The sequence below is a fragment of the Streptomyces fagopyri genome, from assembly GCF_009498275.1.
GTDB classification, from domain to species: domain Bacteria; phylum Actinomycetota; class Actinomycetes; order Streptomycetales; family Streptomycetaceae; genus Streptomyces; species Streptomyces fagopyri.
On sequence record NZ_CP045643.1, the window covers coordinates 6897354 to 6921706 of the forward strand.

Sequence of the window (24353 nt, forward strand, 5' to 3'; positions counted from 1 at the left end):
AGAATGAGGGCGCCGGGACTAGCGGTGTGTTCCGCGCCGCGCCGGCCGTCCGGCACCGGGAGGTACTTCATGACCACCGCCGGAGACATCATGCACCGTGGTGCCCAGTGGATTCCCGCCCACGAGACCCTTGACCGCGCAGCTCAGCTGATGCGCGAACTGAACGTGGGCGCGCTGCCCATCAGCGACGAGAACGAACGGCTCTGCGGCATCCTCACAGACCGCGACATCGTCGTCGGCTGTGTGGCCATGGGCCACGATCCGGCCCAGATCACCGCGGGAGAGATGGCCCAGGGCACCCCGCGCTGGATCGAGTCGGAGGCCGACGTGGGCGAGGTGCTCCAGGAGATGAAGGGGCACCAGATCCGCCGGCTCCCCGTGATCGAGAACAAACGACTGGTCGGCATGATCAGCGAAGCCGATCTGGCCCAGCATCTGACGGACGATCAGTTGGCGGGCTGGGTCGAGAGCGTCTACTCGACGAGCATGACCCGCTGACCGTACGGAGTCTTCCCGTCACGCTTCTCGTCCGGTCGCCGTGCCGGGCGAGAAGCGAGTCAGAGCCAGCCGTTGCGCCGGAACCCCCGGTACAGGACCAGGCAGCCCACGGCGATCACGCCTATGACGATGGGATAGCCGAACCGCCAGCGCAACTCCGGCATGTTGTCGAAGTTCATGCCGTACACGCCGCAGACCATCGTCGGAACGGCGATGACCGCCGCCCACGCCGTGATCTTCCGCATGTCCTCGTTCTGCGCCACGCTCACCTGCGCCAGGTGCGCCTGCAGGATCGAGTTGAGCAGTTCGTCGAAGGCGGCTATCTGCTCGGTGACCCGGATCAGATGGTCGGAGACGTCCCGGAAGTACGCCTGAATCTCGGGATCGACGACACGGATCGGCCGGGTGGCGAGCTCCTGGACGGGGCGGGCGAGCGGGACCACGGCACGCTTCAGCTCCAGGAGTTCACGCTTGAGCTGGTAGATGCGGCCCGCGTCGGCCCGTGCGCCGTTCTCGGCGAACACATCGGCCTCGACCGCGTCGATGTCCTCCTGGACCGAGTCCGTGACATGTACGTAGTCGTCGACCACGTGGTCCGCGATCGCGTGCAGGACCGCGGCCGGTCCCTTGGCGAGCTGGCGAGGGTCGGCCTCCAGCTCCTCACGCAGCGGGCCCAGCGAACCGTGCCGCCCGTGCCGCACGGTGATCACGAAGTCGGAACCGACGAAGACCATGATCTCGCCGGTGTGCACCACCTCACTCGTCGCCGTCAGTTCTTGGTGCTCGACGTAACAGACGGTCTTGAACACCGCGAACAGTGTCTCGTCGTACCGCTCCAGCTTCGGGCGCTGGTGGGCCTCCACAGCGTCCTCGACGGCCAGCGGGTGAAGGTCGAAGAGGTCGGCGACGCCGGCGAACTCCTGATCGGTCGGCTCGTGCAGTCCGAGCCAGACGAAGCCCTCGTCGCTCTTGCGGATGCGCTCCACGGTGTCGACCAGGTCGCGGCCGCCCGGAATCCTGACGCCGTCCCGGTAGGCCACGCAGTTCACCACGGCGGAGCCGAGCGGGGACCGGGCGGGGTGACTCAGGTCGACGCGGGCGCGCCGCCGGCCCAGCCGCGCCACCTTGCGCAGGCCGCCGACCCTGCCGAGGCTCGTGACCTTCCGCAGATTCCCTGCCATGGACATCAGGACCCCCTTGCGTGGATCTTCTCGCGCCGCACTCCGCGCTTTCGCTCGCCAGTCTGCCAGGCACGTCCGAACTCCGGGAAAGCCTGGGGGAACGGAATCCTCCGCTTCGCTTTCGGAGATCAGGAAGCGTCGTCGATTCCGGACAAGGGGGTCAACTGGGATGATCTCTGCATGACGCGAACCGACGGGTATCTCCTCGACAACCAGCAGACCGAGGCGGGACAGCGTTTCGACGCCTTCGCCACCCTCTTCGACCCCACGACGTTCCGGCACATCGAGCGCTTCGGCATCGGGCCCGGCTGGCGCTGCTGGGAGGTCGGCGCGGGCGGCACGTCCGTGGTGTCCTGGCTCGCCAAGAAGGTCGGACCGACCGGAAAGGTCGTCGCGACCGACATCGACACGTCCTGGGCGGCCTCGGCGGCCCGCACGTCGGTCGAGGTCAGGGTGCACGACGTGGCCGCGGAGGAACCGCCGGGGGAGGGCTTCGACCTCGTGCACGCACGGCTCGTCCTGGTCCATGTGCCGGACAGGGAAAAGGCGTTGCGGTCGATGATCAAAGCACTCCGGCCCGGCGGCCGGCTTCTCGTCGAGGACGCCGACCCCGCGCTGCAGCCCCTGCTCTGCCCCGACGAGCACGGCCCCGAACAGCAACTCGCGAACCGGCTGCGCCAGGGCTTCCGCAAACTCCTCGCCGAGCGCGGCGCCGACCTCGCCTACGGCCGCAAACTGCCCCGCCTGCTGCGTGAGGCGGGGCTGCGCGAGGTGGAGGCCGACGCGTACTTCCCCGTCACCTCGCCCGCCTGCGCGGCCCTCGAGACCGCGACGGTCCGGCAGATCGGTCAGCAGCTCGTCACCGCGGGCCTCGCCACCCCCGAGGACATCGAGCGCCACCTGGCCAACGTGGCCACCGGTTCGATGGATCTCGCGACGGCGCCCATGATCTCGGCGTGGGGGCGCAAGTAGGCAGCGCGTACGAGGGGCTACCGGGCCGGGAGCGCCGCTTCCGGCCTTCCTCCGATCCGCTCCACCGCCATCGCGCCCGCCCCGCACCCTTCCACCGCCGCCGCCTCGGGTTCGGCACCCGCGAGCAGCGCGGCGAGGAACGCGCCGGTGAACGCGTCACCGGCGCCCGTGGTGTCCCGGGCCGCCGCGGGTGCGGCCGGAACGCGCGCCCGTACGGTGCCCGAGCGGGCCACGAGGGCTCCGTCGCCGCCCAGTTTCGCGACGACCAGCGGGATGCGGCGGCTCAACTCGGCCGCCGCGTCCGCCGGATCGGGCAGGCCGGTCAGCAGGCACGCCTCGTCGCGGCTGGGCAGCAGCAGGTCGACGTCCTCGGCGAGCGCGAGGAAACGGTCCACGCCCAGCTTCGCGAGGAAACCCGCCGACGCCGGATCCAGACTGACCGGTACGTCCCGCGCGCGTGCCGACTCCAGGGCGGCCGAGGCCAGCGCCCGGCTCGGTTCGGAGAAGAACAGATAGCCCGACAGATGCAGCCGCGCGACCCCGTCGAGCAGCGCGGACGACCAGTCGCCGGGATCGAGCCGCAGCGAGGCCCCGCTGTCCGTGAGGAACGTCCGCTCGGCCGAGGCGCCCTGGTCCACCAGACAGATCACCGTCCCGGTCGGCGCCTCGGGATCGACGACGAGCAGGGGACGTACACCGCAGGCCGACAGCTCGCGTTCGTGCCAGGCGGCGGCGTCCGTCCCCACCCGGCCGAGCAGCCGCACGTCCGGGCAGCCCCAATGGGCCGCCCAGCAGGCGACGTTGGCGCCGGCCCCGCCCGGCAGGGTGCGCACCGCGGCGGCCGTGTCGGTGCCCGCCGCGAGCGGCCCCCGGTGCCGGGCGACCACGTCCGTGATCACGTCACCGACGACGAGCAACGCCCCGGGACCATCCGGACGCGGTCCCGCGCCGTGCCCCGCTCCCTTCCGCGTACGTCTCCCCGCAGCAGCAGCAGCAGCAGCAGCAGCGGCAGCAGCGGCAGCCGCACCGGACTCGTCGGCCGCACCGGCCGCACGGGCTCGGTCGGCCCGGAAGCGCGGTTCTGCTCGGCGGAGGCCGTCGGCTTGGGGGACGGGGTCGATTTGAGGGAGGCGGCCGACGCGGCCGGGTCGAGCGGCGCCGTCGGGCCGGCCGGCGGCCCGGTCCGGGTCGCCGTGGTCCGTCGCGCTCAGGCTCCGGTCCGGGTCGCCGTGGTCCGTCGCGCTCAGGCTCCGGTCCGGGTCGCCGCGATCCGTCCCGCTCACGCTCCGGCCCAGGCCGCCGCGATCCGTCCCGCGAGTCGTACGTTGCCCCGCACCGCCGCCAGATTCGCGCTGAGCGACGCGCCGTCGGTGTGCCGCACCAGGTGGTCGAGCAGGAAGGGCGTGACGGCCTGCCCGGTCACGCCCGCGGCCTCGCACGCGTGCAGCGCGTCGGCGAGCACGCGCGCGTGGAGCCCCGGATCGAGCTGATCGTCCTCGGGGACGGGGTTCGCGACGATCAGTGCCGACTCGGGACCGTCCAGCGCGTCCTGCGCGCGCATGACATCCGCCACCTGGCCGGGAGAACGCAGCGTCCAGTCCACGGGATGGCCCGAGTCGGACAGATAGAAGCCCGGGAAGCGGTCGGTGCCGTACCCGGCCACCGCGACGCCCAGCGTCTCCAGGCGCTGCAAGGTCGCCGGTACGTCGAGGATCGACTTCACGCCCGCGCACACCACCGTGATCCGCGTCCGCGCCAGCAGACCCAGGTCGGCCGACTCGTCCTGCGTCGCCGTCCACTCCCGGTGCACACCGCCGAGCCCGCCCGTCGCGAACACCCGTACGCCCGCGCGGGCAGCCAGCAGCGCCGTCGCGGACACGGTCGTCGCGCCGCTCGCGCCCGTCGCCACCGCGAGCGGCAGATCGCGGTGCCCGAGCTTGCGGATGCCGTCCTCGTTCGCGACCCGGTCCAACTGCTCCTTGTCCAGTCCGACATGGGGACACCCGTCCAGCACGGCGATCGTCGCGGGTACGGCACCCTCCCGTCGCACGACGTCCTCCAGTTCCAGCGCGACCTGCAGATTGCGCGGACGCGGCAGCCCGTGCGCGATGATCGTCGACTCCAGGGCCACCACCGGCCGGCGCGCGTCGAGCGCCTCCCGCACCTCTTCGGACACCACGATCACGCGCCTGCCTCCTGTCTGTCGCCTTTCCTCATCTCTGGCGGGCGGCGCGCCCGGTCAAACCCTTGCGACCCGCGCCCCACGGCACCAGCCTGGGGGCATGACGGACAACTCGCCACGTCTCGACCATGTCGTTCTCTGGGTACGCGATCCGGTCGCGTCGGCAGACTTCTACGAGAGGTCGGTCGGCCTGGAGCCCCTGAGGGTCACCGAATACACCGCGGGGAAGGAGTCGTTCCCCTCCGTACGCCTCAACGAGGAGACCATTTTCGACCTCGCGCCGCTCCCTCTGGCGGAGTACATGAACATGGTCCCCGGGGGCGCGGAGAGTGCCGGCCACCCCGTCAACCACGTATGCCTGTCCTTGGAGGGAGACGATTTCGACGCGCTGCGGACGCGTCTGGAGGAGCGGTCCGTCCCTGTCTCGGGCTTCTCCTACGACTCGTACGGCGCCCGGGGCATGGCCAAGCGCAGCTTCTACTTCCGTGACCCGGACGGGAACGTCTTCGAGGCACGGCACTACGAATAACGCCGGGCGGCCCCTGCGGCCAGGCGCGGCACGCGACGGTTGAACGGGGGAACGGGGCAACGGGAGAGGGGTGCTTCCCGGACTCGGGGAAGCACCCCCGCTCGTGTGCCCCGGGTCAGACAGGCCGTACGCCGGCCAGTGTCCCGTGCGGGTCGAGCACGTACTTGTGACTGGCGCCCTGGTCGAACTCGGCGTAGCCGCGCGGCGCGTCCTCCAGGCCGATCACGGTCGCGTTGACCGCCTTGGCGATGTGCACCCGTTCGTGCAGGATCGCCTGCATCAGACCCCGGTGGTACCGCATCACCGGGCACTGCCCCGTGCTGAGGCGATGGCTCTTCGCCCACCCCAGACCGAGCCGCACCTTCAGCGTTCCGGTCCGCGCGTCCTGGTCGATCCCGCCGGGGTCGTCCGTGACGTACAGCCCGGGGATGCCCAGTGCCCCACCCGCGCGCGTGATGCCCATCAGGGAGTTGAGGACGGTCGCGGGGGCCTCCTCGGCGTCCGGGCCGTGCGCGCGTGCCTCGAAGCCGACCGCGTCGACGGCCGCGTCGACCTCGGGTTCGCCGAGGATCTGCGCGATCTGGTCCTCCACCGGGCCCTCGGAGACGTCCACCGTCTCGCACCCGAAACTCCGGGCCTGGGCGAGGCGTTCGGCGTTGAGGTCTCCGACGATGACGACGGCGGCGCCCAGGAGCTGCGCCGACGCGGCCGCCGCCAGACCGACCGGGCCCGCCCCGGCGACGTACACCGTCGAACCGACCCCGGCGCCCGCGGTGACCGCGCCGTGGAAACCGGTCGGGAAGATGTCCGACAGCATGGTCAGATCGAGGAGCTTCTCGCGCGCCTGGTCGCGGTCGGGGAACCTCAGCAGGTTGAAGTCCGCGTAGGGGACCATGGCGTACTGCGCCTGGCCTCCGACCCAGCCGCCCATGTCGACATAACCGTAGGCTGCCCCCGGCCGGGCCGGATTGACGTTCAGACAGATGCCGGTCTTGCGCTCCTTGCAGTTGCGGCACCGTCCGCAGGCGATGTTGAACGGTACCGAGACGATGTCCCCGACCTCGATGAACTCGACGTCCGGGCCGCGTTCCAGTACCTCTCCGGTGATCTCGTGTCCGAGGACCAGCCCCTCGGGCGCGGTCGTACGGCCTCGCACCATGTGCTGGTCACTGCCACAGATGTTGCTGGCGAGCACCTTGAGGATGACCCCGTGCCGGCACTTGCGACCGACGTTCTCGGCGGCCACTCCCGGCCCGTCCTGCAGTTCGAGCGTCGGATGGTCGATGGTCCTGACCTCCACCGCACCCGGCTTGAGATAAGCGACTGCCCTGTTTCCGTTCTCGCTCATGCGTGATCGCCGTCCCTTCGGCCCCCGTGTCTTCGGATGCCAGCGGCTGTGCGCAGGGCGGAGTCTGCTACCGGTCACGCGTTCCGACCACCCTCCGCGCGAGGCCTTTCTCGAATGCCCTTAAGGTGACCGCTCATGACCGAGAACAGCCGGGCCACCCCGTCCTTCGCCGTCCACATTCCCGACGCCGAACTCGAAACGGAGCCGCTCGACCCGGACCAGATCGTTTCCGGCACCCCGGTCGTGACCGGCAAGGTGCTGTGGGAGTCGGCCGACGGCAAGCAACTGCGCGGCATCTGGCAGATCACCCCCGGTGTGGTGACCGATACCGAGGCGAACGAGCTCTTCGTGGTCGTCAGCGGCCGCGCCACGATCGAGATCGAGGGCGGCGGTCTCATCGAGGTGGGTCCGGGCGACGCGGCGGTCCTGCGCGAGGGCGACCGTACGACGTGGACCGTGCACGAGACGCTCCGCAAGGCCTACCACATCAGCCTGTAGCCTGCGGCTTCTTCAGGGCCGCCGCCTGGTTTGCCGTCCGCTGCGCTGGTTCCCGAGCCTTTCTCCCCGGCCCAGGGCTGTCGGCTTCTGGTCCGCGGTGGTGTCCTGGAGGCCTTCCGGGAACCGGCCGTGCCTTCCGCGGGTGAACAGCGCCAGTCCTCCCAGCGGGAGCAGCAGGCAGGCGGCGACGAGGTTCAGCCACCCGTAGCCGGCCTCCGCGACGATGAGGCCGGCGGTCGCGCCCCCCACACCGGCCGCCGTGTTCATGGTCAGGTCGGAGACTCCCTGTGCGGCGGCCCGCGCTGCCTGGGGCACGGAGTCCGTCAGGAGCGCCGACCCGGACACCAGTCCGGACGACCAGCCCAGGCCCAGGACGAAGAGCCCCGCGGCGGTCTGTCCGTGACTGCCGCCCGCCGTGCCCGCGAGCAGTGCCGCGCAGGCGAGCAGGCCCCCGGCGAGCGCGATCCCGGAGAGTCGCCCGAAGCGGTCGGAGAGCCGTCCCATGAGGGGCGAGAACGCGTACATGCCCGCGATGTGCGCGCTGATCACCAGCCCGATGAGATCGATGCTCGCCCCGTGGTGTCCGAGGTCCACGGGGGTCATCGACATGATCGAGACCATCGCGGTGTGCGACACGGCCACCGTCACGAGCGCCAGCCGGGCCCGTGGCGAGGCGGCGACGGCGGCGAAACCCGCTCGGATCGACCGCGCGTGGGCAGCCCCTTCCTCGGCCGGTGCGAGCGCCCGGGCGGTCAGCAGCGGATCGGGCCGCAGCAGGACCGCCACGAGCAGCGCGGAGAGCAGGAAGACCCCGGCCGCCCAGAGGAAGGGACCGGCCGCCTCCGGTATCCCGAGACCCGACACGCTGCGTCCCGCGGGTGCGGCGATGTTGGGCCCGAGCACCGCTCCGATCGTGGTGGCCCACACGACATTCGAGATGGCGCGGGCACGCCGCCGGGGTTCGGCCAGGTCGGCGGCCGCGAACCGTGCCTGGAGGTTCGCCGAGGAGGCCGCGCCGAACCCCGCCATCCCGAGCAGAAGCAGGGGGAAGCTTCCGACGCTCGCGGCGACCACGACGAGGCAGGCGCCCGACGCGCCGATGAGATACGCCAGTACGAGTCCGGGCCGACGCCCGCGTGCGGTCATCAGCGCGGCCAGCGGCACGGAGAGCAGCGCCGTGCCGGTGACCGTCGCGGTGGGCGCGAGACCGGAGAGCGACTCGGTCCCGCTGACCTGCTTGGCCAGCACGGTGGCGAGCGCGATGCCGGTGGCGACACCGAGGCCGCCGAGGATCTGGCCCGCGATCAGTACGGCGGTGATCCGGCGCCGCAGGGCCGGTATCCCCTCGATGTCCACGGGCACGGCGGTCTGCCGTCCGCGGGCGGTCACCGCGAACACTCGTACAGGAAACAAGCGAAACAAGCGAAGCGAGCGGAACCGGCGAGATGGGCCGAGCCCGCGGCAGTGGAGCAACCGAGTGCGGAGGGCGCGGTTGCGGGGGACGCGCCTGGGGGACGTGCGGTCACGGAGTACGCGGCCACGGGGCACGCGGATGCGGTGGGACGGGCTCGGGTCACCGGCGCAGTCTCCATTCCGCGCCGCGTGCGAACAAGAGGGAGCCCGCGGGGGCGGCTCGCCGTCCGTCTCCGTGCGCACCGGCGCACACCCCGCCGTGCGAGAGGCGGCCTCAGGACGAACACGGACCTCCGCACAGACGCCCTGCACGGCCCCCCGGGCAAGGCCCCCGGGCGGGAGATCTCCTCCTGGTCTCCGTTCCTGGTCTCCGCGCTTCAGAACAGCGGTTCCGGCAGCACCCCTTCCAGGGCCAGGAGCTTCCGCTTGGTCTCCAGTCCGCCCCCGAACCCTCCGATGCCGCCGTCGCTCTCCACGACCCGGTGGCACGGCACGACGACCGGCAGCGGGTTCGAACCCATCGCCACGCCGACCGCCTGCGCCGCGCCCGGCTGTCCCACCCGGCGGGCGAGGTCGCCGTAGCCCACGACCGCGCCGTACGCGACGCCGGACTCCAGCTCGCGCAGCACCTGGCGGTTGAACCCGGAGATGAGTGACCAGTCCAGCGGCAGCTCGAAGTCACGTCTCTCACCCGCGAAGTACGCCTCGACCTGGCGTATCGCCTCGGCCAGGAGTGGGGACGCGGGTGCCTCGACCGGCTCGGTGCCCAGGCGCGCGGCGAGCCGCTCGAGCGCCCTGTCGCGGACCGCGTCCGTGGCGTGGAACACCACGTTCACCAGGCCGTCGTCGGTCGCCGCCAGCAGCAGCGGACCGATGTCCGTGCCGACGACGCCCCACACGACCCGATGCTCGTCCTGCGCATGGCTGTTCATGGGATCCACCGTACGACGCGCCACTGACAACGCCCGCGGGCCGCCCGTGGGCTGCCCGTGGTCCGAAGGGGCACGGCCGTGGCGCGGGCACTCCTCGGCGCCCGTGCCGCGGCCGACGGCCTCCGGATGGGCCGTTCAGCTCTCCTGCAGCGCGCTGCGGACCACGTCGGGCTTGTTCGTGATGACGCCGTCCACGCCGTAGCCCGCGAGGCGCCGTGCGGCGTCCGGGTCGTCGACGGTCCAGGCGAAGACCCCCATCGGCCTGCCGTGCGGCCCCTTGAAGGCGTGGACCGTGGAGACGTAGCCGGAGGTGAGGGAGGCGCTGTCCGGGTTGATCAGGTCGGCGAAGCGCGCGTACTCGCGCAACCGCGCGTACGACGGCTTGCCAAGGAACGCCGTCGTGATCCCCGGACGCAGATCGTGGACCGTTCGCACGCTCCGCGCGCTGAAACTCTGGACGACCAGCCGGTGCCGGAGGTGTTCCGGGTCGAGCCAGCCCTCGTTGCTCAGCAGTTCGAGGGTCTCCCGCTCGATGCCCGGGTACAGGTCGGGGTTCTTGATCTCCAGGAGGAGCTTCTGGTGGTTGTGCGACACACGCCGCATGTACTGGAGCAGCGTCGGCACGCGTGTACCGGCGTACCGACGGCCGGACCAGCTGCCCGCGTCGAGACGCGCGATCTCGGCGGCGGTGAAGTCCTTGACCTTCCAGGGGGCCCGGCGGGGATAGACCTTCTCGACATCGGTCGTGCGCGCCAGTGTGGCGTCGTGAAGGACGACCAGTTTCCCGTCCTTGGTGCGCTGGACGTCGTTCTCGACCCAGTCGAAACCCATCGCGGCGGCTTTGTCGATGGAGGCCAGGGTGTTCTCGGGCGCGTAGGCGGAAGCGCCGCGGTGCGCGACGATCACGACACCGCCGTCCGGGGAACCGGCCCGCGCGTGGGGAGTGGGGAGTATCGAGGTGGTGCCCCCGACAAGCACGGTGCCCCCGATGAGCGCCGTGGTCGTGGCGGCGGCAACGCGCGCGTGCATACGTACTCCTCGCGTCGAACTGTCACTTACGGCTCAAGAGTGACAGCAGAGGGTGACGCGTGGGGGAGGTGTGCCGGGCGCGGATCGCATGGAGTTGACCAAGTCCGCTCACCGGTAACGCACAAGTGCGGTGACATCGTGATTCTTTGCCGGAAAATCGTTCGGCCATTCCGGTGGGGGTCATACTCTCTGCCTCACCCCCGGCCGTTGAGACGGCCTGGGTGTGGGCGTTTTTCCGGAAATTTCTGGTGCAAAAGGGCGGGAAGGCAGCCGTACATGCAGGGCACGATCGACGGCTTCAGCTACGGACTCGTCACACCGGTGGTGGCGTTCCTCATGGCCTGCCTGGGTGGAGCGCTCGGCCTGCGGTGCACCACCAGATCGATGCTCGTCACCCGTTCGTGGCGGGCCGGCTGGCTCGCCCTCGGCTCGGCCGCGATCGCTTCGGGCATCTGGACCATGCACTTCATCGCGATGATGGGATTCTCGGTCGAGGAGACCCCGATCCACTACGACAGGCCCACGACGTTCGCGAGTCTGGGCGTGGCCATCGTGATGGTCGGTGTCGGGATCTTCATCGTGGGCTACCGCGGGGCCACCGGGACGGCACTTTTCACCGGCGGCACCATCACCGGTCTGGGAGTCGCCTCCATGCACTACCTGGGCATGGCCGGAATGCGCCTGAACGGAAAGCTGGAGTACAACACGCTCACCGTGTCGGCCTCGGTCGTCATAGCCGTCGTCGCCGCCATCACCGCGCTGTGGGCGGCGGGCCAGGTCCGCGGATTCCTCTGGAGCGTGGGCGCCAGTCTCGTCATGGGGCTGGCTGTCAGCGGCATGCACTACACGGGCATGGCCGCCCTCAGCGTCCATCTCCACCACACCTCCAGCACCCCCGCGGGCGATTCGGCCACCTCCCTGCTCGCGCCCATGATGATCGGCCCGCTGGTCTTCCTCTGCCTGGCCGGAGTCGTCGTGATGTTCGACCCCCTGATGGTGCTGGGCAAGCCGGACCGGACCCCCGTGGAGCGCAGACCCGGTATTCCGGCCCACTCCGTCGGTCTCCGCCCCGGCCGCCGACCGCGGCGGCACCCGGGCCGCGACCGTGCGCACGGTCGCGTGCGCACCCCGCAGAGCCGGTGATCGGACCCCGTTGTCAGTGCGGGGTCGTACGGTGGAACCCATGCGGCCCGTATCAAAGATCGAACGTTCGGTGGCGCCCTTCGAGGTCGTCAGCTCCTACCAGCCGAGCGGTGACCAGCCGGCGGCCATCGCCGAGCTGGACAAGCGCGTCCGGGCAGGTGAGAAGGACGTCGTCCTGCTGGGCGCGACCGGCACTGGCAAGTCCGCCACCACCGCGTGGATGATCGAGAAGCTCCAGCGCCCCACGCTCGTCATGGCACCGAACAAGACGCTGGCCGCCCAGCTGGCCAACGAGTTCCGCGAGCTGCTCCCGAACAACGCGGTCGAGTACTTCGTCTCGTACTACGACTACTACCAGCCCGAGGCCTACGTCCCCCAGTCGGACACCTACATCGAGAAGGACTCCTCGATCAACGAGGAGGTCGAGCGGCTGCGCCACTCCGCGACCAACTCGCTGCTCACCCGGCGCGACGTCGTGGTGGTCGCCTCGGTCTCCTGCATCTACGGCCTCGGGACGCCGCAGGAATACGTCGACCGGATGGTCAGCCTCAAGGTCGGCGACGAGATCGACCGTGACGACCTGCTGCGCCGCTTCGTCGACATCCAGTACACCCGTAACGACGTGGCTTTCGCCCGGGGCACCTTCCGGGTCCGCGGCGACACCATCGAGATCTTCCCGGTCTACGAGGAGCTCGCCGTCCGCATCGAGATGTTCGGCGACGAGATCGAGGCGCTCTCCACGCTGCACCCGCTCACCGGCGAGGTCATCAGCGACGACGAGCAGATCTACGTGTTCCCGGCGACCCACTACGTGGCCGGTCCCGAGCGCATGGAGCGCGCCGTCAACGACATCGAGAAGGAGCTAGGCGGGCGTCTCGCCGAGCTGGAGAAGCAGGGCAAGCTCCTGGAGGCCCAGCGGCTGCGCATGCGCACCACGTACGACCTCGAGATGCTGCGCCAGATCGGCTCCTGCTCCGGCGTGGAGAACTACTCGATGCACTTCGACGGACGTGAGCCGGGCTCCCCGCCGAACACGCTCATCGACTACTTCCCGGACGACTTCCTGCTCGTCATCGACGAGTCGCACAACACGGTGCCGCAGATCGGCGCCATGTACGAGGGCGACGCCTCGCGCAAGCGCACGCTCGTCGACCACGGCTTCCGGCTGCCCTCCGCCCTGGACAACCGCCCCCTGAAGTGGGAGGAGTTCCAGAAGCGCATCGGACAGACCGTCTACCTGTCGGCGACCCCGGGCAAGTACGAACTCTCCCGCGCGGACGGCTACGTCGAGCAGATCATCCGGCCCACCGGACTGATCGACCCCGAGGTCGTCGTCAAGCCCACCGAGGGCCAGATCGACGACCTGGTGCACGAGATCCGCCTGCGTACGGAGAAGGACGAACGCGTCCTGGTCACCACGCTCACCAAGAAGATGGCCGAGGACCTCACCGACTACTTCCTGGAACTCGGCATCCAGGTGCGCTACCTGCACAGCGACGTCGACACCCTGCGCCGGGTCGAGCTGCTGCGGGAACTGCGCGCGGGCGAGTTCGACGTCCTGGTCGGCATCAACCTGCTGCGAGAGGGCCTCGACCTGCCCGAGGTGTCCCTGGTGTCGATCCTCGACGCCGACAAGGAGGGCTTCCTGCGCTCGGGCACCTCCCTGATCCAGACCATCGGCCGCGCCGCGCGCAACGTCTCAGGCCAGGTCCACATGTACGCCGACCGGATCACCCCGGCGATGGAGAAGGCCATCGACGAGACCAACCGGAGGCGCGAGAAGCAGGTCGCGTACAACGAGGAGAGGGGCATCGACCCGCAGCCCCTCCGCAAGAAGATCAACGACATCGTGGCGCAGATCGCCCGCGAGGACGTCGACACGGAGCAGCTGCTCGGCTCGGGCTACCGCAAGACGAAGGACGGCAAGGGCGCCAAGGCCCCGGTGCCCTCGCTCGGCGGCAAGGCGGCCAAGTCCGGCAAGAACGCCAAGAACGCGGCGAAGGTCCCGACCGACCAGCCCGCGGCCGAGCTCGCCGGGCAGATCGAGGAGCTGACGGAGCGCATGCGGGCCGCCGCGGCGGACCTCCAGTTCGAGATCGCGGCCCGGCTGCGCGACGAGGTGTCGGAGATGAAGAAGGAACTGCGTCAGATGAAGGAGGGGGGCCTGGCCTGACGCCCCCTTCGACCGTGCCGGACCTCGGCCGATGCGCGCTGTGTTGCAAGACCGACACAAAGCGCGCCGCGGGGTTCGGCAGTGTCGGTGGCGCTGCGTAGGGTTCTGGTCATCCGTGGATTCCGCGGCAACAGGGGACAGTTCGAGAGGGGATCAGCGCGTGACGGTCAACATGACCAAGGGTCAGGCCATCAGTCTGCAGAAGAACGACGGGGGGACCCTCACGGCGGTACGCATGGGGCTCGGCTGGCAGGCGGCACCCCGGCGCGGCCTGTTCGGCTCGCGCACCCGGGAGATCGACCTCGACGCCTCCGCCGTGCTCTTCGCGGACAAGCAGCCCGTCGACGTGGTGTTCTTCCGTCACCTCGTCAGCGACGACGGCTCGGTGCGCCACACCGGTGACAACGTGGTCGGCGGCGCGGGCCAGGGCGGTGACGACGAGTCGATCCTCGTCGACCTGCAACGCATCCCGGTCCACATCGACCAGATCGTCTTCACCGTGAACTCCTTCACGGGCCAGACGTTCCAGGAGGTGCAGAACGCGTTCTGCCGTCTGGTCGACGAGACGAACGGCCAGGAACTCGCCCGCTACACCCTCGCGGGCGGCGGCCAGTACACGGCCCAGATCATGGCGAAGGTGCACCGCTCCGGCGCGGGCTGGCAGATGACGGCCATCGGCACACCGGCCAACGGCCGCACCTTCCAGGACCTGATGCCCACGATCACCCCGCACCTGTAGGCAGCCCGACCGTAGGCACGAAGCGACACAGGGGGACAAGGCGATGACGGCCGAGCTGGTCCGGGGGCAGAACCACCCGCTCTCCCAGGTCCGTCTTGAGGTCCGTGTCTCGGCCGGCCGGCCGGTCGTGGCCGGGGCCACGCTCAGCGACGAGCAGGGCCGGGTCCGGGGCGTCGAATGGGTGGCGCACCCGGGCGCGCCCACCCTCCCCGGGCTGGAGGTCTCCAAGCAGGCGGCGGCGGACCACCGCCTCGCGTTCGATCTCGACGCCCTGCCGGGGACCGTGCACCGGGTCAGCGTGCTGCTCGCACTGCCGACCGGCGTCGGTCCGGCCCGGTTCGGCGCCGTGGCCGCCCCCTTCGTCGCCGTGACCGGACTCGACGGCTCCGAGGTCGCCAGCTACACCATCACCGGCCTGGACGCCGAGTCGGCCGTCGTCGCCCTGGAGCTCTACCGCAGACAGGGCGCCTGGAAGGTACGCGCGGTCGGCCAGGGGTACGCGGGCGGCCTCGCCGAACTCCTCACGGACCAGGGACTGCCCGAGGCCCGCCGGCTCGCGGACAGCATCGACGAGGCGGTGGCACAGGGGCTGGCCCGCTCGGTGTCGGTGCCCCCGCCCCGGACGCCGGACGCCGACCGCTCACGGCAGGCGGCCGCCTCGGCACCGGGACCGGATCAGCCGTACGCCGGACCGCAGGGCGCCTCCGGGACCGTACCGCCGCTCCAGACCCCTTCCCCGTCCCCGTACGACACGCCCGGCGGGCAGGGGGCCACCGTGCCGCAGCCGGGGTACCAGGGTGGCGGGCCCGCACCGACCGATCCGCCCGCGGTCGCCCAGCCGGCCGCACCTTCCACCGGCCCGGTCGACTACAGCCACCCCGGACGGCAGACCTCCGCGCCGCCCCCGCCCCCGCCCACCGCGCCGCCGGCCCCACCGGGACAGCCCGCGCGGCCCGTCGCGGGGGACGCGACCGGCTGGTCCATGGAGGAGCGGCTCTACAACCAGGTGTGGGGGATGTTCGAGGACCTGGCCCGCACCGCGGCCGCCTATCGCAGTGCCGTCGACTTCGCCGACTCGCGCATGGAGCAGGAACTCGACAGGGCGCTGTCCGACCCGCGCAGCCGGATCGGCGGGCAGGGCGACGCCGCTCGCGAGGCCGCCCGGGCCAAGCACGCCGACCTGGTCGACCAGGCCCGCGCGGCGCTCGACCGCGACCTCTCCCAGCTCACCGCCGAGTCCGACGTCGTCGAGCCCGCGCTGCCCGCGGCGTACGCGCGCTGGGACAACCCGGTCTGGCACGGCTACCGGGTACCCATGGAGATCCCCATGGCCGTGCGCCTCGGCGACCTCCGTCTGCCCGAGAGCGAGGAACTGAGCATTCCGATGCTGGTCAGGCTGCCGCTGGAGCGCGGCCTGTGGATCGACAGCGGGCGAGCCGCGTCGGCTGACGCGCTCGCCGACCCCGACGAGCTGCGACGCCTCGCGATGGACACGGCGGTGGCGAACGCCGCGCGGCTGCTCGCCGTCTATCCCGCGGGCGAGTTCACGGCGCACGTCATCGACCCGGCCGGTTCGGCGGCGTCGTCCCTCGCGCCGCTGGTGCGCTCCGGAGTGCTGGACGGTCCGCCCGCGGCCGGCGCCACGGGTGTGGCCGACGTCCTGGCCCGGCTCACCCAGCGTGTGGACCTGGTGCAGATGGCGGTGCGCGCCGGAGCCGCCGACTCGCTGCCGCCGGGCCTCGACACCGCCGAGCAGTTGCTGATCGTCAACGACTTCCCGCACGGCTTCGACGACCGCGCCGTGACCCAGCTGCGCTATCTCGCGGACGAGGGACCGGCCGTCGGCGTCCATCTGATGCTGGTGGCCGACCGGGAGGACGCCGCCGGGTTCGGGCCCCTGCTGGACCCTCTGTGGCGTGCGCTGCTGCGGCTCACGCCGGTGCCCGACGATCACCTCGCCGACCCGTGGGTCGGTCACGCCTGGACGTACGAGCCCGCGCTCGTCCCGCCGGGCAGCCAGGTGCTCCAGCAGGTGCTCTCCCAGGTCGCGGCGGCCCGCCGTCCGTGGAACCGCTGACCCTTCGAAGCGCTTCACCAAGCATCGGTAAAGTGCTCTGACCAGCCAACTTGGCAGTTCTTTTACCAATCCCTTTACCTTTGCTTGGTAATTCGGGTACTCTCGTTCTCACGGAGGGGAGTACTCCCTACCTGCTGCGGCGTACCCGTCAATACGGATCTGGCCAGATCCCGGGGCGTCGGCCCGTGACCGGAAGGCGCATCACGCGCCCCATCGGACACGGGTGGAAGAGACCTCCGGTAGCGACGACGCTGAAATCTGCCGTTACGTACTGCCGGAGGCGCAGTGGATGTTTCCTTGACCCTTTGGGTCCTCACGATCTTGGGCCTCGCCGCCCTCATCGCGGTCGACTTCTTCATCGGCCGCAAACCGCACGACGTATCGATCAAGGAAGCCGGAATCTGGACGCTCGTCTGGATCGCCCTGGCCGGACTGTTCGGACTGGGACTGCTCGTCTTCTCCGGCGGCCAGCCGGCCGGCGAGTTCTTCGCGGGCTTCATCACCGAGAAGTCGCTGAGCGTGGACAACCTCTTCGTCTTCGTCCTGATCATGGCGAAATTCGCGGTGCCCTCGCAGTACCAGCAGCGCGTGCTCCTCGTCGGTGTGCTCATAGCGCTCGTCCTGCGCGCGGTCTTCATCGCCGCGGGAGCCGCGATCATCGCGAACTTCGCGTGGGTCTTCTACATCTTCGGCGCGTTCCTCATCTACACGGCCTGGAAGCTGATCCAGGAGGCGCGGGCCGACGAGGACGAGGAGGAGTTCGAGGAGAACCGCCTGCTCAAGGCCGCGGAGAAGCGATTCGGTGTGGCCGACCGCTACCACGGCACCAAGCTGTGGATCCAGCAGAACGGCAAGCGCGTCATGACGCCGATGCTGGTCGTGATGCTCGCGATCGGCACCACGGACGTGCTCTTCGCGCTGGACTCCATCCCCGCGATCTTCGGTCTGACCCAGGACCCGTACATCGTCTTCACGGCCAACGCGTTCGCGCTGATGGGTCTGCGGCAGCTGTACTTCCTGATCGGCGGTCTGCTGAAGAAGCTGGTCCACCTCTCCTACGGCCTGTCGGTCATCCTCGGCTTCATCGGCGTCAAGCTCGTGCTGCACGCGCTCCACGAGTCCGGCGTCCACGTCCCCGAGATATCCATCCCGGTCTCGCTCGGTGTCATCTGCGCGGTCCTGATCGTCACGACGATCACCAGCCTGACGGCCACCAGGAGGCGGACGGCGCGGGAGAACTCCGAAGGCGCTCAGAAGGACAGCGTCGACGTCTGACCGAGGCGGGTGCGGAACAAGCGTCCGGGGAGGGTCGCGCGGTGAACCGCCGCGCACCCCTCCCGGTGCTTCCGGTCGCCGGGGGCGGCGCGCCATCGGAATGCGGGGGCCGCCCACCCCTGCGACGATCGCTGCATGATCGCTCCGCTCCGGTCACTCCTGACACGGTGGACGGCCTTCGTGCCCGTGGTCGCGGTGGTTTTGCTCGTCCTCACCTGGGGACGGGACCTGCCCGGCGCGATGGTCGCGCTGGTGACCCTGATCCTCGCCGGGGCGGTGCTGGCGGCCGTCCACCACGCGGAGGTGGTGGCGCACCGGGTCGGCGAACCGTTCGGCTCCCTCGTTCTCGCCGTCGCGGTCACGATCATCGAGGTGGCCCTGATCGTCACCCTGATGGCTGACGGCGGCGCCAAGAGCTCGACCCTCGCCCGCGACACGGTGTTCGCGGCCGTGATGATCACCTGCAACGGCATCGTCGGGGTGTGCCTGCTCGTCGCCTCCCTGCGCCACGGGCTCGCCGTCTTCAACGCCGAGGGCACCGGAGCCGCCCTGGCGACCGTCGCGACGCTCGCCACACTCAGCCTGGTCTTCCCGACCTTCACCACCAGCAAGCCGGGCCCCGAGTTCTCCACGGCCCAGCTCACCTTCGCCGCGCTCGCCTCACTCGTCCTGTACGGCCTGTTCGTGGCGACCCAGACCGTGCGGCACCGCGACTACTTCCTGCCGATCACCTGCCAGGGCCAGGTGATCGACGTGGACGAGCACGCCCACGCCCCGTCCGCCCGCGACGCGAGGATCAGCCTGGCGCTGCTCGCCCTCGCGCTCGTCGGTGTGGTCGGTCTCGCCAAGGGCGTCTCGCCCACCATCGAGTCCGGTGTCGAGGCGGCCGGCATGCCGCAGTCCGTGGTGGGCGTGATCATCGCACTGCTGGTACTGCTGCCCGAGACCATCGCCGCGCTCCGGTCGGCCCGTCGCGACCGCGTGCAGACCAGTCTCAACCTCGCCCTCGGCTCCGCGATGGCCAGCATCGGCCTGACGATCCCCGCGGTCGCGCTCGCGTCCGTCTGGCTCTCCGGGCCGCTGGTCCTCGGCCTCGGCCCGACCCATATGGTGCTGCTCGTACTCACCGTGGCCGTGAGCTCCCTGACGGTCGTCCCGGGGCGCGCCACGCCCCTCCAGGGAGGCGTCCACCTGGTGCTGTTCGCCGCCTATCTGGAACTGGCGGTCACTCCTTAGACGGCCGACCGTCCGCAGCTCGGCGACCGACGCCCACGGGACAGCCGGCGACCGGCTGCCGGCACGCACGGGGCGATCCACTCACGGCCGCAGCCGGCGTCCCGTGGTCGCACCCGGCGCCTCACGGACGTGCTTGGGCGTCTCACGGACGTGCTCGGCGTCCCATGGCCGTACCTGGTGTCCCGCGGTCGGACCTGGCGTCCAGCGGAGGCACGCGGCGGTCGGGTGGTCGAGGCCCGGCGGTCCGCCCCCGGCGATCCATCCCCGGCACCGGTCCGGCGCTCAGTGACCGGTGTTCATCCCGCCACATTGGGCCGCACGCCATCGCATCCCGCTTCACTCGGTGACGGCCGAGACGGCGAGGCGAGGCACCGGCCGGGTCTCCGGCAGCAGCGCGAAGCACCCCAGACTGACGAGCGCGACCCCCGTCAGATACGCGGCCACGCCCCAGGGAACCCGCTCTCCCTCGGCCACCGCCGTCGCCACGATCGGCGTGAGCGCGCCGCCGAGGACACCGCCCAGGTTGTAGCCCACCGCCGCGCCCGTGCAGCGCACCCGGGGCTCGTACAACTCCGGCAGATACGCGGCGATCACCGCGAACATCGTGATGAAGGCGATCAGGGCGACCAGGAACCCGAAGAACATCAGCAGCGGTTGGCCGGTCGAGAGGAGGGCGATCATCGGGAACATCCACAGCGCGGCGCCCGCGCACCCCGCCAGGCACAGCGGCCGCCGCCCGTAACGGTCGCCGAGCAGCGCGACCACGGGCGTCAGGCAGCCCTTCACCACCACGGCGGCCATGATGCAGGCCAGCATGACGGTACGGCTCACACCGAGCCGTTCGACACCGTAGGCGAGCGCCCAGGTCGTCACCGCGTAGAAGACCGCGTAACCGACCGCGAGGCCGCCGGCCGTCAGCAGCACCAGCCGCCAGTGGTGGCGCACCACCTCGAGGATCGGCGCGCGCGAGTGGTCCCGCACCTCCAGGAACCGCGGACTCTCCGGGAGCGAGCCGCGCAGCCACAGCCCCGCCGCCGCGAGCACGCCCGAGGCCCAGAACGGCACCCGCCACCCCCACTCGGCGAACTGCGCGTCGGACAGCGCCGCCGACAGCACCAGCATGACGCCGTTGGCCAGCACGAACCCGAGCGAAGGACCCATCTGCGGGAAGCTCGACCACAGCCCCCGGCGCTCGGCGGGCGCGTGCTCGGCGGTCAGCAGGACCGCACCGCCCCACTCCCCGCCGAGTCCGAGCCCCTGCAGGAACCGCAGCACGAGCAGGAGTACGGGAGCGGCCGCGCCGAGGGTGTCGTACGCCGGTACGCAGCCGACCGCGACCGTGGCCGCGCCGGTCAGCAGCAGGGAGGCGACGAGCACCGGGCGACGCCCGCGCCGGTCCCCGATGTGCCCGAAGAGCACCGAGCCGAGAGGGCGGGCGACGAACCCGACGCCGAACGTCGCGAAGGCCGCGAGCGTCCCCGCCAGCGGCGAGAAGGTGGGGAAGAACAGCGGCCCGAGGACGAGCGCGGCAGCGGTTCCGTAGACGAAGAAGTCGTAGAACTCGATGGCCGTCCCGACGAGCGAGGCGGCCGCGAGCCGGAGCATGGAGGGCGCCCTCACGGAGCGTACGTCGTGCATGCCGCGTCAACTACCCACGGTGACCATCAGTTACGGGGGGCGTGCGGGAGCGCAGGGTGCGCCAGCAGGTGACGGTGATGCGCCGGGCGGATCCGTCGACACGGCTCGCTCCCCGGGGCCGTCGGCACGGCTCGCTCCCCGGGTCCGTCGGCACGGCGCGCTCCCCGGCCGGGCCCGTCGTCACAGCTCGTTCCCCGGCAGGGCATTGCCGGCAGGGGATGACCGGTCGGGGATCGTCGTGTCCCGGATGCGCGTCGGGGGCGACGGTGCGGTCGGGAGCCCGGCCGCGAGGTGACGTACGGACGGTCACGGAAGCGTCGCACCGTGATAGACCGGGGACCGAGCAGCGGTCCTGGAAGGGCCGGCAGACCTGGAAGGACCGGAGGAACCGTGCCCCGCACCCTCGCCACCGCCCCGATCATGATTCTCAACGGGCCCAATCTGAACCTCCTCGGGCAGCGGCAGCCGGAGATCTACGGTTCCGACACGCTCGCCGACGTCGAGGCCCTGTGCGCCAAGGCGGCGGCCGCGCACGGCGGCACGGTGGACTTCCGTCAGTCCAACCACGAGGGCGAACTGGTCGACTGGATCCACGAGGCGCGCCGCGACCACGCCGGGATCGTGATCAACCCGGCCGCCTACTCACACACCTCCGTCGCGATCCTGGACGCTCTCAACACCTGTGACGGTCTGCCGGTGGTGGAGGTCCACATCTCCAACATCCATCAGCGCGAGCAGTTCAGGCACCACTCGTACGTCTCGCTGCGGGCCGACGGGGTCATCGCCGGCTGCGGCGTGCAGGGCTACGCGTTCGCGGTGGAGCGGGTCGCGGCGCTGGCCGGAACGGGGAAGGCGGAGGTCTGACGGGCGGGGGCGCGGTTCAGAGCCGTCCCGCCTCCATGATCCGGCGCAGGAACCGCCGGGTGCGTTCCTCGCGCGGGTTCCCGAAGACCTCCTGGGCGGTGCCGCGTTCGAGGACCACACCACCGTCCAGGAAGCACACCTGGTCGGCCACCTCGCGGGCGAAGCCCATCTCATGGGTGGCCAGCACCATGGTCATGCCCTCGTCCTTCAGGTCCCGGACGACGGCCAGGACCTCGCCCACGAGCTCCGGGTCGAGGGCGGCGGTGATCTCGTCGAGCAGCAGCAGCCGGGGACGTACGGCCAACGCGCGGACGATCGCGACCCGTTGCTGCTGGCCGCCGCTGAGCCGGTCGGGGTACTCGCCGGCCTTGGCGCCGAGGCCGAGCCGGTCGAGCAGTTCCCTGGCGTCCGCCTCCGCCTCGGCGCGGCCGGTGCCGTGGACGCGGCGCGGGGCGAGCGTGACGTTCTCCAGGACCGTCATGTGCGGAAAGAGGTTGTACGACTGGAAGACCACGCCGATGCGACGGCGTACGGCGTCCTGGTCGGCCCGCGGATGGGTGATCTCCTCGTCGTCGAGCCAGATCGCGCCATCGTCGATCTCCTCCAGGAGGTTCGCGCAGCGCAGCAGGGTCGACTTGCCCGAGCCGGAGGCGCCGATCAGCGCGGTCACCGTGTGCGGGGCGACGTCCAGGTCGACGTCCCGCAGCACCACCGTCTCCCCGAAGGTCTTGCGGACGGACCCCATGCGCAGCACCGGAGCGTCGGTCATATGGTCCCTCCCTGTGCCCGCTGACGGTCCATCCGGGCCGTGACCCAGTCCGTGAAGCGGGTCATCGGGATGGTCAGTGCGACGAAGACCAGTCCCGCGACGATGTACGGCGTGTAGTTGAGACTGCGGCCCACGATGATGTCCGCGGCGCGCACCGCGTCGACCGCGCCCCCGATCGACACGAGCCCGGTGTCCTTCTGGAGGGACACCAGGTCGTTGAGGAGCGGCGGCACCTGGCGGCGTACGGCCTGGGGGAGGACCACGTACCGCAGGGTCTGCCGGTGGGTGAGACCGAGCGCGCGGGCCGCCGCGCGCTGCGAGGGGTGGATGGACTCGATGCCGGCCCGGAACACCTCGGCGACGTAGGCGGAGTACGTCAGGGTGAGCGCCGTGCCGCCGAGCAGCACCGGGTCCACGGTGACACCCTGCAGCCGCAGCGCGGGGACGCCCAGGACCACGATCATCAGGTTGATGATCAGCGGGAGCCCGCGGAAGAAGTCGGTGTACGCGGCGGCGAGCGCGCGCACCGGGAAGAACACCGGACCGCGCAGGGTGCGGGCGACGGCGATCAGCATGCCCAGGACGAGGACGGCGGCACCACAGACCAGCAGCAGCCGGACGTTGAGCCAGAGCCCCTCGATGACCTTGGGGAACGCCTCGCGCGCGTACCGGCCGTCGAAGAACGTCTCCTTGGTGCGCTGCCAGCCGGGCGCGCTGACGACGACGAGCCAGAGGGCGGCGCCGGTCACCAGGGTGGAGAGCGCGGCGATCGCCGTCGCACGGCGGGCACGGGCACGCCTGTAGCGCTCCCGTTCGATGCGCCGCGGCGACGGAACGTACGCCCCGGACGGGTCACCCCCGCCGGAGTGCTCTCCCGGGTCCCGCCCCGGGTCCTTTCCCGGATCCTCTCCCGGTTCCTCCTTCGTGACGGTCACTTGAGCACCGGGGCGTCGACGGCCTCGGACAGCCACCGCTTCTCGATCGAGGCGAGCGTGCCGTCCGCGCGCAGGGCGTCCACGGCCTTCGTCACGCACGAGGTGAGCGCGCTGCCCTTGTCGAGGACGAGTCCGAACCGCTCGGGCGTGCCACCGGTGTTCTCGAACTGCCCGACGATCTTCGCGTCCGTCACCTCGGCCGCGGTGATGTAGAAGGCGGTCGGCAGATCGACCACGATCGCGTCTACCTGACCGTTCTTCAGCGCCGATTTCGCCTGGTCGTTCTTGGCGTACGCGGCCGGCTGCCGGTCCGGCTTCAGCACGTCGTCGATGTAGTTCAGGCTGGTGGTGCCGACCTGGGCGCCGAGTCTCACGCCTTTGAGGTCCGCGAGGCTCTTCGCGCCCGCGGCCTTGGAGCCCTTGAGCGCGATGACGGCCTGGCGGACGTCGTAGTACCCGGACGAGAAGTCCACGGCCTGCTCGCGCTCGGCACTGATGGACACCTGGTTGATGTCGAAGGCGAAGGTCTTCTCGCCGGGCGCGAAGGCCTTGTTGAACGGGACGGTCTGCCAGACGACCTTCGACCTGTCGTAGCCGAGCTGTCTCGCCACGGCGTAGGCGACCGCCGACTCGAAGCCCTTGCCGTTGGCGGGTTTGTCGTCCTTGAACCACGGTTCGTACGCGGGTTCGTCGGTCGCGACCGTCAGCCGGCCGGACGTCCGGGTGCCCAACGCACCCTTCGCGCAGGCCTCCCCGGTCTTCCCGGAAGCCTTGTCGGAGGCCTTGTCCTCCGGCTGCGGGGCACAGCCCACGGCGACGGCGAGCAGGGCGACGGTGGCGGTGGACGCGGCGCGGCGCAGGGCGCGTTGGGCGAGGGACATGGCGGGAGAGTGGCAGTGCGCCATGCCGTCTGTCGAGGTCA

The 24353-nt window shown here is 70.8% G+C and carries 23 protein-coding genes; 11 read left to right on the forward strand and 12 right to left on the reverse strand.

Going from position 1 to position 24353, the window contains the following annotated elements; translation table 11 throughout:
* The first annotated feature begins 69 nt into the window (after positions 1-69).
* Positions 70-498, forward strand: a complete 429-nt coding sequence (locus GFH48_RS29775; protein WP_153291187.1) for a CBS domain-containing protein — start codon at positions 70-72, stop codon at positions 496-498.
* Positions 499-557: 59 nt separating this feature from the next.
* On the opposite strand, the gene corA is transcribed toward GFH48_RS29775, so the two are convergent.
* Positions 558-1685, reverse strand: a complete 1128-nt coding sequence (corA, locus tag GFH48_RS29780) for a magnesium/cobalt transporter CorA (RefSeq protein ID WP_153291188.1) — start codon at positions 1683-1685, stop codon at positions 558-560.
* Between the two features lie 174 nt (positions 1686-1859).
* Between corA and GFH48_RS29785 the strand changes: the two genes are divergently transcribed.
* Positions 1860-2651 (forward strand): class I SAM-dependent methyltransferase, encoded by a 792-nt coding sequence (locus GFH48_RS29785; protein WP_153291189.1) that lies wholly within the window; start codon positions 1860-1862, stop codon positions 2649-2651.
* Positions 2652-2668: 17 nt separating this feature from the next.
* On the opposite strand, the gene GFH48_RS29790 is transcribed toward GFH48_RS29785, so the two are convergent.
* From GFH48_RS29790 to GFH48_RS29800, 3 genes are all read right to left on the reverse strand, one after another.
* Positions 2669-3550, reverse strand: a complete 882-nt coding sequence (locus GFH48_RS29790) for a carbohydrate kinase family protein (protein ID WP_407698673.1) — start codon at positions 3548-3550, stop codon at positions 2669-2671.
* A complete protein-coding gene (locus GFH48_RS29795; RefSeq protein ID WP_153291191.1) occupies positions 3547-3696 on the reverse strand; it encodes a hypothetical protein in 150 nt (49 codons plus the stop codon). Before GFH48_RS29795 ends, GFH48_RS29790 begins: the two co-directional genes overlap by 4 nt.
* A 234-nt stretch (positions 3697-3930) precedes the next feature.
* The gene (locus GFH48_RS29800; RefSeq protein ID WP_153291192.1) at positions 3931-4836 is read right to left on the reverse strand and encodes a pseudouridine-5'-phosphate glycosidase; all 906 of its coding nucleotides are present in this window, start codon (positions 4834-4836) and stop codon (positions 3931-3933) included.
* Between the two features lie 97 nt (positions 4837-4933).
* On the opposite strand from GFH48_RS29800, the gene GFH48_RS29805 reads away from it, so the two are divergent.
* Entirely contained in the window at positions 4934-5362 is a 429-nt protein-coding gene (locus tag GFH48_RS29805) for a VOC family protein (protein ID WP_153291193.1), read from the forward strand.
* 115 nt (positions 5363-5477) lie between these two features.
* Here GFH48_RS29805 and fdhA read toward each other — a convergent pair whose 3' ends face one another.
* Positions 5478-6710 carry a formaldehyde dehydrogenase, glutathione-independent gene (gene fdhA / locus GFH48_RS29810; protein WP_153291194.1) on the reverse strand — a complete coding sequence of 411 codons (1233 nt, stop codon included), beginning with the start codon at positions 6708-6710 and terminating at the stop codon, positions 5478-5480.
* A gap of 135 nt (positions 6711-6845) precedes the next feature.
* Here fdhA and GFH48_RS29815 point away from each other — a divergent pair, with 135 nt between their 5' ends.
* On the forward strand, positions 6846-7208 hold the full coding sequence (locus GFH48_RS29815) for a cupin domain-containing protein (protein WP_153291195.1): 363 nt from the start codon (positions 6846-6848) through the stop codon (positions 7206-7208).
* Between the two features lie 12 nt (positions 7209-7220).
* Here GFH48_RS29815 and GFH48_RS29820 read toward each other — a convergent pair whose 3' ends face one another.
* From GFH48_RS29820 to GFH48_RS29830, 3 genes are all read right to left on the reverse strand, one after another.
* Positions 7221-8606 carry an MFS transporter gene (locus tag GFH48_RS29820; RefSeq protein ID WP_153291196.1) on the reverse strand — a complete coding sequence of 462 codons (1386 nt, stop codon included), beginning with the start codon at positions 8604-8606 and terminating at the stop codon, positions 7221-7223.
* A gap of 392 nt (positions 8607-8998) precedes the next feature.
* On the reverse strand, positions 8999-9553 hold the full coding sequence (locus tag GFH48_RS29825; RefSeq protein WP_153291197.1) for a methylated-DNA--[protein]-cysteine S-methyltransferase: 555 nt from the start codon (positions 9551-9553) through the stop codon (positions 8999-9001).
* A 135-nt stretch (positions 9554-9688) separates the two neighbouring features.
* Positions 9689-10582 (reverse strand): glycerophosphodiester phosphodiesterase, encoded by an 894-nt coding sequence (locus tag GFH48_RS29830; RefSeq protein ID WP_153291198.1) that lies wholly within the window; start codon positions 10580-10582, stop codon positions 9689-9691.
* Between the two features lie 276 nt (positions 10583-10858).
* On the opposite strand from GFH48_RS29830, the gene GFH48_RS29835 reads away from it, so the two are divergent.
* From GFH48_RS29835 to GFH48_RS29860, 6 genes are all read left to right on the forward strand, one after another.
* Entirely contained in the window at positions 10859-11725 is an 867-nt protein-coding gene (locus tag GFH48_RS29835) for an MHYT domain-containing protein (protein WP_153291199.1), read from the forward strand.
* A 40-nt stretch (positions 11726-11765) separates the two neighbouring features.
* Positions 11766-13898 carry an excinuclease ABC subunit UvrB gene (gene uvrB / locus GFH48_RS29840; RefSeq protein WP_153291200.1) on the forward strand — a complete coding sequence of 711 codons (2133 nt, stop codon included), beginning with the start codon at positions 11766-11768 and terminating at the stop codon, positions 13896-13898.
* Between the two features lie 160 nt (positions 13899-14058).
* On the forward strand, positions 14059-14637 hold the full coding sequence (locus GFH48_RS29845; RefSeq protein ID WP_153291201.1) for a TerD family protein: 579 nt from the start codon (positions 14059-14061) through the stop codon (positions 14635-14637).
* 43 nt (positions 14638-14680) lie between these two features.
* On the forward strand, positions 14681-16714 hold the full coding sequence (locus GFH48_RS29850; protein WP_153291202.1) for a TerD family protein: 2034 nt from the start codon (positions 14681-14683) through the stop codon (positions 16712-16714).
* A gap of 285 nt (positions 16715-16999) precedes the next feature.
* Complete coding sequence (locus GFH48_RS29855) at positions 17000-17989, forward strand: TerC/Alx family metal homeostasis membrane protein (protein WP_153291203.1); 990 nt, start codon at positions 17000-17002, stop codon at positions 17987-17989.
* A gap of 135 nt (positions 17990-18124) precedes the next feature.
* Entirely contained in the window at positions 18125-19225 is a 1101-nt protein-coding gene (locus GFH48_RS29860; RefSeq protein WP_153291204.1) for a calcium:proton antiporter, read from the forward strand.
* Positions 19226-19561: 336 nt separating this feature from the next.
* Here the strand turns inward: GFH48_RS29860 and GFH48_RS29865 are convergent, their stop codons facing one another.
* Positions 19562-20863 (reverse strand): MFS transporter, encoded by a 1302-nt coding sequence (locus GFH48_RS29865; protein WP_194280717.1) that lies wholly within the window; start codon positions 20861-20863, stop codon positions 19562-19564.
* A gap of 390 nt (positions 20864-21253) precedes the next feature.
* On the opposite strand from GFH48_RS29865, the gene aroQ reads away from it, so the two are divergent.
* Positions 21254-21727: a type II 3-dehydroquinate dehydratase gene (gene aroQ / locus GFH48_RS29870; RefSeq protein WP_153291205.1), complete on the forward strand. Its 474-nt coding sequence runs from the start codon at positions 21254-21256 to the stop codon at positions 21725-21727.
* 16 nt (positions 21728-21743) lie between these two features.
* Here aroQ and GFH48_RS29875 read toward each other — a convergent pair whose 3' ends face one another.
* From GFH48_RS29875 to GFH48_RS29885, 3 genes are read right to left on the reverse strand one after another with little or no spacing between them, the layout of a single operon-like run.
* Positions 21744-22496 (reverse strand): amino acid ABC transporter ATP-binding protein, encoded by a 753-nt coding sequence (locus GFH48_RS29875; RefSeq protein ID WP_153291206.1) that lies wholly within the window; start codon positions 22494-22496, stop codon positions 21744-21746.
* Positions 22493-23431, reverse strand: coding sequence for an amino acid ABC transporter permease (locus GFH48_RS29880; RefSeq protein WP_153291207.1), 939 nt, complete (start codon positions 23429-23431; stop codon positions 22493-22495). The genes GFH48_RS29875 and GFH48_RS29880 overlap by 4 nt, the downstream gene beginning before the upstream one ends.
* Positions 23428-24312, reverse strand: a complete 885-nt coding sequence (locus GFH48_RS29885) for an ABC transporter substrate-binding protein (protein ID WP_153293181.1) — start codon at positions 24310-24312, stop codon at positions 23428-23430. The genes GFH48_RS29880 and GFH48_RS29885 overlap by 4 nt, the downstream gene beginning before the upstream one ends.
* Positions 24313-24353 lie beyond the last annotated feature (41 nt).

Excerpts from the sequence above, each read along its gene's own strand:
- GFH48_RS29775 (WP_153291187.1), top strand. The coding sequence starts at position 70 with ATGACCACCGCCGGAGACATCATGCACCGTGGTGCCCAGTGGATTCCC.
- corA (WP_153291188.1), bottom strand. The coding sequence starts at position 1,685 with ATGTCCATGGCAGGGAATCTGCGGAAGGTCACGAGCCTCGGCAGGGTC.
- GFH48_RS29785 (WP_153291189.1), top strand. The coding sequence starts at position 1,860 with ATGACGCGAACCGACGGGTATCTCCTCGACAACCAGCAGACCGAGGCG.
- GFH48_RS29805 (WP_153291193.1), top strand. The coding sequence starts at position 4,934 with ATGACGGACAACTCGCCACGTCTCGACCATGTCGTTCTCTGGGTACGC.
- fdhA (WP_153291194.1), bottom strand. The coding sequence starts at position 6,710 with ATGAGCGAGAACGGAAACAGGGCAGTCGCTTATCTCAAGCCGGGTGCG.
- GFH48_RS29815 (WP_153291195.1), top strand. The coding sequence starts at position 6,846 with ATGACCGAGAACAGCCGGGCCACCCCGTCCTTCGCCGTCCACATTCCC.
- GFH48_RS29825 (WP_153291197.1), bottom strand. The coding sequence starts at position 9,553 with ATGAACAGCCATGCGCAGGACGAGCATCGGGTCGTGTGGGGCGTCGTC.
- GFH48_RS29830 (WP_153291198.1), bottom strand. The coding sequence starts at position 10,582 with ATGCACGCGCGCGTTGCCGCCGCCACGACCACGGCGCTCATCGGGGGC.
- GFH48_RS29835 (WP_153291199.1), top strand. The coding sequence starts at position 10,859 with ATGCAGGGCACGATCGACGGCTTCAGCTACGGACTCGTCACACCGGTG.
- uvrB (WP_153291200.1), top strand. The coding sequence starts at position 11,766 with ATGCGGCCCGTATCAAAGATCGAACGTTCGGTGGCGCCCTTCGAGGTC.
- GFH48_RS29850 (WP_153291202.1), top strand. The coding sequence starts at position 14,681 with ATGACGGCCGAGCTGGTCCGGGGGCAGAACCACCCGCTCTCCCAGGTC.
- GFH48_RS29860 (WP_153291204.1), top strand. The coding sequence starts at position 18,125 with ATGATCGCTCCGCTCCGGTCACTCCTGACACGGTGGACGGCCTTCGTG.
- GFH48_RS29865 (WP_194280717.1), bottom strand. The coding sequence starts at position 20,863 with ATGCACGACGTACGCTCCGTGAGGGCGCCCTCCATGCTCCGGCTCGCG.
- GFH48_RS29875 (WP_153291206.1), bottom strand. The coding sequence starts at position 22,496 with ATGACCGACGCTCCGGTGCTGCGCATGGGGTCCGTCCGCAAGACCTTC.
- GFH48_RS29885 (WP_153293181.1), bottom strand. The coding sequence starts at position 24,312 with ATGTCCCTCGCCCAACGCGCCCTGCGCCGCGCCGCGTCCACCGCCACC.